General features: G+C 36.2%; 9 protein-coding genes. 4 read left to right on the top strand and 5 right to left on the bottom strand.

All coding sequences use genetic code 11. From position 1 onward, the window contains the following. A partial coding sequence (locus tag ACTHJT_RS07890) for a c-type cytochrome (protein ID WP_440237457.1) occupies positions 1-734 on the bottom strand: 734 nt, incomplete at its 3' end. A gap of 329 nt (positions 735-1,063) precedes the next feature. Here ACTHJT_RS07890 and murB point away from each other — a divergent pair. Further along, a complete protein-coding gene (gene murB, locus ACTHJT_RS07885; RefSeq protein ID WP_440237456.1) occupies positions 1,064-2,089 on the top strand; it encodes a UDP-N-acetylmuramate dehydrogenase in 1,026 nt (341 codons plus the stop codon). 64 nt (positions 2,090-2,153) lie between these two features. Here murB and ACTHJT_RS07880 read toward each other — a convergent pair whose 3' ends face one another. Continuing rightward, positions 2,154-2,639, bottom strand: a complete 486-nt coding sequence (locus ACTHJT_RS07880; RefSeq protein WP_440237458.1) for a deoxycytidylate deaminase — start codon at positions 2,637-2,639, stop codon at positions 2,154-2,156. A 101-nt stretch (positions 2,640-2,740) separates the two neighbouring features. Here ACTHJT_RS07880 and ACTHJT_RS07875 point away from each other — a divergent pair, with 101 nt between their 5' ends. Beyond that, the gene (locus ACTHJT_RS07875; RefSeq protein ID WP_440237455.1) at positions 2,741-4,642 is read left to right on the top strand and encodes an ABC-F family ATP-binding cassette domain-containing protein; all 1,902 of its coding nucleotides are present in this window, start codon (positions 2,741-2,743) and stop codon (positions 4,640-4,642) included. Positions 4,643-4,657: 15 nt separating this feature from the next. Beyond that, on the top strand, positions 4,658-5,917 hold the full coding sequence (locus ACTHJT_RS07870) for a DUF5103 domain-containing protein (RefSeq protein WP_440237454.1): 1,260 nt from the start codon (positions 4,658-4,660) through the stop codon (positions 5,915-5,917). Positions 5,918-5,932: 15 nt separating this feature from the next. On the opposite strand, the gene cas6 is transcribed toward ACTHJT_RS07870, so the two are convergent. The 3 genes from cas6 to ACTHJT_RS07855 all read right to left on the bottom strand — a co-directional run bounded on the left by cas6 (position 5,933) and on the right by ACTHJT_RS07855 (position 8,343). Beyond that, positions 5,933-6,655, bottom strand: a complete 723-nt coding sequence (gene cas6 / locus ACTHJT_RS07865) for a CRISPR-associated endoribonuclease Cas6 (protein ID WP_440237453.1) — start codon at positions 6,653-6,655, stop codon at positions 5,933-5,935. A 127-nt stretch (positions 6,656-6,782) separates the two neighbouring features. Further along, positions 6,783-7,880 (bottom strand): redox-regulated ATPase YchF, encoded by a 1,098-nt coding sequence (gene ychF, locus ACTHJT_RS07860; RefSeq protein ID WP_440237452.1) that lies wholly within the window; start codon positions 7,878-7,880, stop codon positions 6,783-6,785. A gap of 118 nt (positions 7,881-7,998) precedes the next feature. Continuing rightward, complete coding sequence (locus tag ACTHJT_RS07855) at positions 7,999-8,343, bottom strand: DUF3276 family protein (RefSeq protein WP_440237451.1); 345 nt, start codon at positions 8,341-8,343, stop codon at positions 7,999-8,001. A 76-nt stretch (positions 8,344-8,419) separates the two neighbouring features. Here ACTHJT_RS07855 and ACTHJT_RS07850 point away from each other — a divergent pair. After that, positions 8,420-9,093, top strand: a 674-nt coding sequence (locus ACTHJT_RS07850; RefSeq protein WP_440237450.1) for a septal ring lytic transglycosylase RlpA family protein, incomplete at its 3' end; no start/stop codon positions are given.

Genomic DNA, 9,093 nt, shown 5'->3' with positions numbered 1-9,093 from the left:
TGAGCGCTGATCCAGCAAGCTCTTACAGAAACAATAACCAATATTGCAATAAGAATCCCGATAAATGCTTTGCTCTTAACAAGAGCAATAATATCAAATTTCTGGTCTACCAGTTCTTTGTCTTCAGCATCCAGTTTACCTTCCCTTTCCTTCAGGTAACGCTTGATTACCGTTAAGAAGATGATCATGGCAACCAATACCAGAATCAGAACAACAATGATCAATGAAAGAATGACCGTATCATACTGCCCACCTTGTGGTGTATTAGGATCAACTTTAGGTGCGTTAGGATCAACAACTGGAGTTGTTTCTGCAGGAACTGATTCAACATATGCAAGGATTGCATCTATGTCGGCAGTTGCTAATGTTGGGAAGCTGGTCATTTCAGCTTTATTGAACTTGTTGTAAAGTTCAACCGCTGTTTTATCACCGGCATCAATCATTTTTCTTGAATTGTGTACCCAACTGTAAATCCAATCAGCTTTTCTGCGTTTTGTTACGCCTGACAAAGCTGGACCTACCGCATCCGTGTGGATTTTGTGGCAAGATTTACAATTAGCCTTGAATAATTGCTCGCCCTGGCTTATTAAAGCAGGATTTGCCGTTGCCGAAGCAGCTGTCGCTGTTGTATCTGAAAAAGCTGAAAATGAGCTAGATAGAGCTACAATGGAGAATACTGCTAACGTAAGGAAGGATCTCGAAATTCTACTCATCAGAATAGGTAATCTGGACATGTTTAACACTGTTTTTTCCGAAATTTGGGCCATACTTTGCCTAAAAGACCTACAAATCTATCATGCCATTTCGATTATTCAAACATTTTTTCTTGGTCTACACGCAATAAAGCAACATTTTACAGTTTGGTATAATGCAAAAACTTGATTTACTTAATTTTATGAATTCCTAAAATATATAAACATTGCAATTTAGAATTATTACAAATAAAAAAAGTTCCATAACTCTGAAAAAAACATATTTTATTCTTCAAAATTCAATTTCAAGCAAAGAATTTGAACCTTATCTTCTAAATGTTGAAGTTTGTTCCTCCAAGAAAATAACACCCATGAAACCAGAATTCGAAGTCGGAAAAGACTTAAAAAAATACAATACTTTTTCAATATCTGCACACGCAAATTCCTTTGCGGTTTTCAAATCAGAAAAGGAATTAATTTCTCTACTAGAGGAAGTTGAAAAGACCGGATTACCGATGCTGATTTTAGGAGGCGGCAGCAATTTACTATTCACAAAAGATTACGAAGGGACTGTACTAAAAAACGAAATCAAAGGTATACAGGTTTTATCCGAAGACGACGCTACAATCCTTGTAAAATGTGGTGCCGGCGAGAACTGGCATGAATTTGTTCAATACTGTGTAAACAAAGGCTGGGCAGGAATTGAAAATCTGTCTCTTATACCTGGTACTGTAGGTGCCTCCCCTATTCAGAATATTGGTGCGTATGGAGCAGAAGTTAAAGACACCATCGAATCCGTAGAATGTATTGAAATAGAAAATAAGAGCAAAAACCGTTTCTTAGCCGCAGACTGTGCATTTGGGTATCGTGAAAGCATCTTTAAAAAGCAAGCAAAGGGTAAATATGTCATTACTCAGGTAGTTTTCAGATTAAAAAAACAGGCAGCTGTTAACACTTCTTATGGAGCCATTCAACAGATACTCGATGAAAAAAAGATTATCTCTCCTACTATACGTGATGTAAGTACTGCTGTTATTGAAATCCGTAAAAGCAAGCTTCCAAATCCAGCACAACTTGGCAATGCAGGTAGTTTCTTTAAAAATCCTGAGATCCCTCAACAACAGTTCGACAAATTAAAACAGCAGTTTCCCGACATCGTTTCTTACCCGGGTTTACATTCCGGAATGATCAAGGTTCCTGCAGGCTGGCTGATTGAACGCAGCGGCTGGAAAGGTAAAACGATAGGCAAGGTCGGCGTACATCGATTACAAGCATTGGTACTTGTCAATTATGGCGGCGCAAGCGGACAAGAGGTTGTCGATCTCTCATTGGAAGTGCGCAAAACAGTCAAAGAAATGTTTGGAATCGATCTGGAACCTGAAGTAAATATCATCTAAAATAAAAGAGCTCTTAACGATTGTTTGTTAAGAGCTCTTTTCAATTTGCACTATTTTAACAGCTTCAATTCATGTTCTGCAGAATAGATAAATCACCTTTATATTTTTCAACTTCGACTCCGAATTTTTCTAAAAACGCATTGCCTTCGTCCACAGGCAAACCTTTGTATTCAGCATAAGAATGCAGATAAATAACTTTTCTTACACCTGAAGCAAATAATAACCGGGCACAGGAAATGCATGGTGAAAGTGTCACATAAATGGTTGCTCCTTTCACTTCTGTTCCATTTTTTACTGCATATAAAATTGCATTTTCTTCCGCATGTAATGCTAATGAACAACTTCCTTTTGAATCTCTGGGGCAACCTTCTTCCGGCCACTCTTCGTCGCAATTATGCGTTTTCTCCGGAGGACCATTATAACCAATTGAGATGATACGGGTATCTTTTGTCAGAACTGCACCGACATGTCGTTTAATGCAATGAGATTTTTTTGCCAGGTTCACTGCAAGTTCCATGTATATATCATCAAAATGCGGTTTCTTGTTCATCAGGTTATCAATCAAATAATTTATGAAATCAAAGATACTATTTCGTACTGAATTCATACAAACAAATATTTTTACTGCTTATTTTTCGGTAATTTTGCAGTATGTTAACATTAAATAATATCTCTTACTTCATTGGCGGTCGTGCTTTGTACCGCAACGTTACGCTTCAGATTAAACCTAAGGATAAAATCGGTTTGATTGGTGCGAATGGTACCGGTAAATCAACGTTATTAAAAGTTATCACCGGTGAATATTCCGTTGATGAAGGAAATATTCAGAAAAGTAAAGATTGCTCCATTGGCTTTTTAAATCAGGATCTGTTATCCTTTCAAAGTGATGAAAGCATTCTGGTTGTAGCGATGGAAGCCTTTGAAGAGGCTACAAAAATTCAGATTCAGATGGATCAGCTGATCCATAAAATGGAAACTGAATACACAGATGAATTAATTGAAAAGCTAAGTGCCTTGCAGGAAAGATTTCAGGCACTTGAGGGATATACGATACAATCCAAAGCAGAAAAAATATTAGAAGGCTTAGGATTCTCTACAAATGATTTACACAAACCTTTAAAGAATTTTTCCGGAGGTTGGAGAATGCGTGTTATGCTGGCAAAGATGCTATTAGCAAAACCTGCCTTGCTGATGCTTGATGAACCTACCAACCACTTGGATTTACCCTCTATTCAATGGCTGGAAAATTATTTGCGAGATTATGAAGGTGCCGTTATCGTAGTTTCCCACGACCGTGAATTTATTGATAACTGTGTCAAAACAATTGTTGAAGTATCACAGCAAACACTAAACATATACGCTGGTAATTACAGCTTCTACTTAGAAGAAAAAGAACTACGTTCCGAAATTCAAAAAGCTTCATTTGAAAACCAACAGGCAAAAATAAAACAGACCGAACGATTCATTGAACGGTTCAAAGCTAAAGCAAGTAAATCCACACAAGTGCAGTCGCGTGTGAAAGCGCTCGATAGAATGGACCTGATAGAAGATGTTGTTGAAGATAACCAGTCTGTAAATTTCCGCTTTACCTTCAAGACACAGCCCGGAAGAGTGATCAATGAATTAAAAAACATTTCTAAAAGCTACGGCGATCTGCACATCTTAAAAAATACAGATGCCAAAATAGAACGCGGTGATAAGATTGCTCTGATCGGTGCAAATGGAAAAGGTAAATCAACCATACTCCGCATCTTAACAGGTGGCGAGAGTGTTGAGGGAGAAGTAAACCTCGGGCATAATGTGATTTCATCTTTCTATGCACAGCATCAGCTGGAATCACTAAATATCAATAATGAAATTCTTGAAGAGTTAAAGCAACATGGCTCGAACAGGAGTGAAACAGAACTAAGAAATGTATTGGGTTGTTTTCTGTTTTCCAGTGATGACGTATTTAAAAAAATCAAAGTCTTATCAGGCGGAGAGAAATCACGCGTAGCATTAGCAAAAACATTGATCTCAGACGCCAACTACTTATTGCTGGATGAACCTACCAACCACTTAGACATGGTTTCTGTAAACATCCTGATACAAGCTTTACAGCAATATGAAGGTACACTTATCGTTATCAGTCACGACAGACACTTTGTGTCTAAAGTAGCGAACAAGATCTGGTATATTGAAGATCATAAGATCAAAGATTATCCGGGAACATATGATGAATACAAGTATTGGGTAGAAAATATCAAATCAGGAAACACAGCTGCTCCAGTAAAAGAAAAAAAAGAAGTTCCGGCTGAAAAGAAAAAAACGCCTCCTAGCCCAGCTGCTAATCAGGAAACAAAAAAGATTCAGCAATTAATTGCTAAGCTGGAAGAACAGATTATGTCTCTTGAACATCAGAAAACTCTTGCAGAAGAAGAATTAGCCAAACCTGATGTATATAGCAATCCGGACAGATTAGCAAAAGCTAGCATGGAATTTGATAAAATTGATAAAGAACTTACCCGGGTTCAGAATGAATGGGAAGCTTCAATAGAAAAGTTAGAACAATAATATTAAATGAATCATATGCTTAGATTTTTATTATCCGTTACTTGCATTGCACTTTATTCTTATCAGGTATTTGCTGAAGACATTACACCTGAAGATAAAATTTACTCGGATAAAATTAAGTCTGTTTTATTTTATGCTGAACCGGATGGCTCAAGAGGTGTTCCTATTACTCCATTCGATCAGAATACGCGCTTAATTCTGGAGTTTGATGAACTAAATACAGAACAGCAATTCTTCTATTATAAGATTTATCATTACAATGCAGACTGGACCCCGTCTTATTTAGCAGCAAGCCAATATCTGTATGATTTCAATGAGTATCGTGCACCTGATGGTGAAATGTCTTTTAAAACAAGAGTTTCTTATTTTCATTATACCATACCGATGCCTAAAGTAAAGGTCAGCGGTAATTTTTTAATTAAAGTATATAGAAATTATAATGAAGACGATGTTGTACTCACCCGCCAGTTTGTCGTTTATGAAAACATAGCTGGAATAGGAGCTGTTATCTCTCGTTCAACTAATCCGGTAGATGCATTTAAAAAACAACAGGTAAATTTTGAAATCAATTACGCTCAGATAAATCTTGCCAATCCTTATAACGATGTTAAGGTGCGTCTTCGCCAGAATTTCAAAGATTATAATGCCATCACGAATTTAAAACCTGTGTTTGTAAGGGACTATGAAAAGATCCTGGATTACCAGTTTTATAATAATGAAAATGCCTTTAACGGAGGCAATGAATTCCGTTATTTCGATTTAAGAAGTGTTCTATTCAGTGGTATTTATGTAGGACGGATTCAACGGACCAATGAAATCTGTGATGCCTGGATACTCCCGGAAAAGACCAGGAATAATGTGGCATATGCATTTTATGATGATATCAATGGCGCTTATTATCCTCAATTGTATGAGAACCTGAATAAGACCACAGATCCAGATTACGTAATGGTGCATTTTCAGCTATCAAGTCCAACACCGGCACCCGGCGATGTTTATTTAACGGGAAGGTTTTCGAATTGGAAAACATTACCAGAATACAAGCTTACCTATAACGCTGAAGAAAAATATTATAGTGGTGCTTTTTTATTGAAGCAGGGCTATTACAACTATGCCTATAGTGTTGTAACAGCTGGAATAAGAGATGATGTTTATTTTGAAGGGAACTCCTCTTTAACTGAAAATGCCTACGACATAATCGTATACGCCCGTGCTCAGGGAGAAATGTACGATCGTGCCATAGGCTATTATAGTAAGCGATTCTACGGTCGTTAGACCATAGACAATGTATTATTCTTTTTTCTTGATTGGATACGGAACGATTCTCAAATTCGGATCTGTATTTGCAATATCAAGCATACCAAATCCTTTTTCACCAAATACACCAAACCCGCAAGTAAACACAAACTCCTGTACTTTAGGATGCGCGTAGAAAGTGAAAGGAAATGTATAGCCTCTTACTTCATACTTTTCATCATCAATAAATACCGGGAAGATACGTGCAAACTTTTTCTCTTCACCTTTGATCTTTGTTAAGTATTCCTTATCAGGTACTAACTGAAATTGAAAATACTGAGCGATTTCATCCGGAGTAGAACCAGCACGTTCCATTCTATTCAATGTGTTTTCATACAATGCATCTGAAAATACATCAAAAGAAGGATTTATAAATCTCTTTGCATCTACGGGATTATCCTGAGGTGTAATGATAGCAAGAGGTGACAAACAAATATATTTCATTTCATTTGTAAAATCTGCCAATTGCTCCTGATCAACATTGATCGGGTTCAATATCAGTTTACCAAGATGTACTTCTGTTTCATTAAACAATTGATTTACCAATGATTCGACCAATGCCGGATCATTTGAAGAGAAAATCAATGTTACCTTACTTGAATAGAAGTGTAAACCTTCTTTTCCTACTCTTGTCTGCCCTTTCAGAGCAGAGAAATTATAAAATACTCTTGATGGTTCTTTAATCGACTTCAGGTATTTATCGATATATGGAGTCAAGAACTCAGAGATTAAATACTGATGGTGAAAAGGAACATACGATCCCTTATTTACCAACCCAAATATTAAACGAACTCTCATACGGTGATTAAATTAAAAATATTTAACAATCATTACTTTTAACTACTTACACGTTGAATCTGAAATGCATAATGTCGCCATCCTGAACAAGATATTCTTTGCCCTCAATAGATATCTTTCCGGCTTCTTTACACCCTAATTCAGACTTGTACGTTTCGTAGTCTTTTAACTTTATTACTTCTGCTTTAATAAATCCTTTTTCAAAATCATTGTGTATCACACTAGCCGCTTTAGGTGCTTTCCATCCTTTGGTGATGGTCCATGCTCTGACTTCTTTAACTCCTGCTGTAAAGTACGTGATAAGATCAAGCAAGCTATATGATGCACGGATCAAACGATTCAATCCTGAATCAGTTAAACCATATTCCTGAAGAAATAGTGCCTTTTCTTCAGGATCTGTTAGTTCTTGTATCTGAGCTTCGATTGCAGCACAAACGATCACAACCTGGGCATTTTCCTTTTCAACTTCTTTTCTAAGAATTTCAACAAACTCATTTCCATCAGGTAATGATTTTTCGTCTACATTCGCCGCATAAATTACCGGCTTAATAGTTAGAAGATGTAAATCGTCCAAAACTACTTTATCTTCCTGTGGCAAATCTAAAGAACGAGCATTTTTACCTTCCAATAAATGGTTGCGGTACAAAGTAAGGGTTGCCAAATCCTTTTTAGCCTTTGCATCGCCTGTTTTAGCAGCACGCTCTACTTTTGATAGTTTCTTTTCAACAGAATCTAAATCTTTAAGTTGTAGTTCTGTCTCTATAATCTCTTTATCGGAAATAGGGTCAACTTTCCCATTTACGTGAATAATATTATCATCGTGGAAACAACGGATAACATGTACAATGGCATCCACTTCACGAATATTAGCTAAGAACTGATTACCAAGACCTTCTCCTTTACTTGCGCCTTTTACCAACCCAGCGATATCCACAAATTCAATAATGGCCGGCAAAACTCTTTCTGGCTTAACTAACGACTCTAATATAGCTAATCTGGAATCCGGTACAGTAACAACCCCTACATTCGGTTCAATTGTGCAAAAGGGATAATTTGCTGCTTCTGCCTTGGCATTTGAAAGTGCATTGAAAAGAGTTGATTTACCGACATTTGGAAGACCAACTATACCACATTGTAAACTCATTTTATAAAAAATTTAATTTAACGAATACACAAAAGTAGTTAATATTCGCTAAAAAATTTTTTTAATGTACAAAAAATAGAATATTTAGATGTTAGAACAATTTTTTATATGTAAGAAATTAATCCCATTTCAAATCTGTATCCAACGAACCAGTACTCTCTTCTTCTTCATCTTCTGCTCTATCAAATTCATCAAAATTTACATCAGGCATCAACTCTGTTTTAACATAATCCACTGACTGCTTTAAGGCTTCTATAAATTTGCTAAAATCTTCCTTATATAGAAATATCTTATGTTTTTCGTAATAATAGCCGTCATCTTTGAACCGTTTCTTACTCTCGGTAATTGTCAAATAATAATCATTGGAACGGGTTGATTTAATATCAAAAAAATAGGTTCTTTTGCCCGCCTTGACACGCTGAGAATAAATCTCCACATTATCCTTGTCTTTTTTCTCTTCCACAATTCAAAAGTTAAATTTACTATGTAAGTAAAACTAATTTATTTTCTTTAAATTACAAATAAAATTGCCATTAACAATGAGGTATGTAAGATTCTTTAAAGGGGTATTAAACTACCTGATTATCAAAAAACAACCTTCTTTTTTTCTTTCTTATTCACTGCTTCTGATTTTATTTCCCATTCACATTTTTGCTCAATCAGGTCAAAATATTGGCAATGCGAGTTATTATGCAAATAAATTTCAGGGCAAAAAAACTGCCTCCGGAGAAAAATATGATCAGCACAAATACACTGCTGCACACCGAACTCTTCCTTTTGGTACAAAATTAAAAGTTACGAATTTGAAAAATGGAAATCACGTCATTGTAACTGTGAATGACCGCGGACCATTCTCCAAGAACAGACTTATTGATGTTTCATTCATTGCTGCAAAATCACTGGACATGCTTCGTGATGGGGTTATTCAGGTTAAAATTGAAAAAGTTGATGATACCACTCAACCAGAGGAAATAAAAAAGCAACCCGAGAAAAATCTTTCTATAGGTTTTTATACGCAGGATCTTGAATCCATACAACGCCCCAAAGGGTATTTATTGCAGTTAGGATCTTTTTCAACCATAGAAAATGCAAAAGAACGTATCCAACAACTACATCCATTACAAATAGGCTCACCTTGTATTGAAAAAGTTGTAATCAAAAAGAAAGAGTTATACAGAGTATTGTATTCCGGTTTTAGTACGAAAGCAGCTAT

It is taken from the genome of Cytophaga sp., assembly GCF_051961495.1.
In the GTDB taxonomy this organism is placed as follows: Bacteria; Bacteroidota; Bacteroidia; order Cytophagales; family Cytophagaceae; genus Cytophaga.
This window is presented reverse-complemented; position numbering and strand designations above follow the sequence as displayed.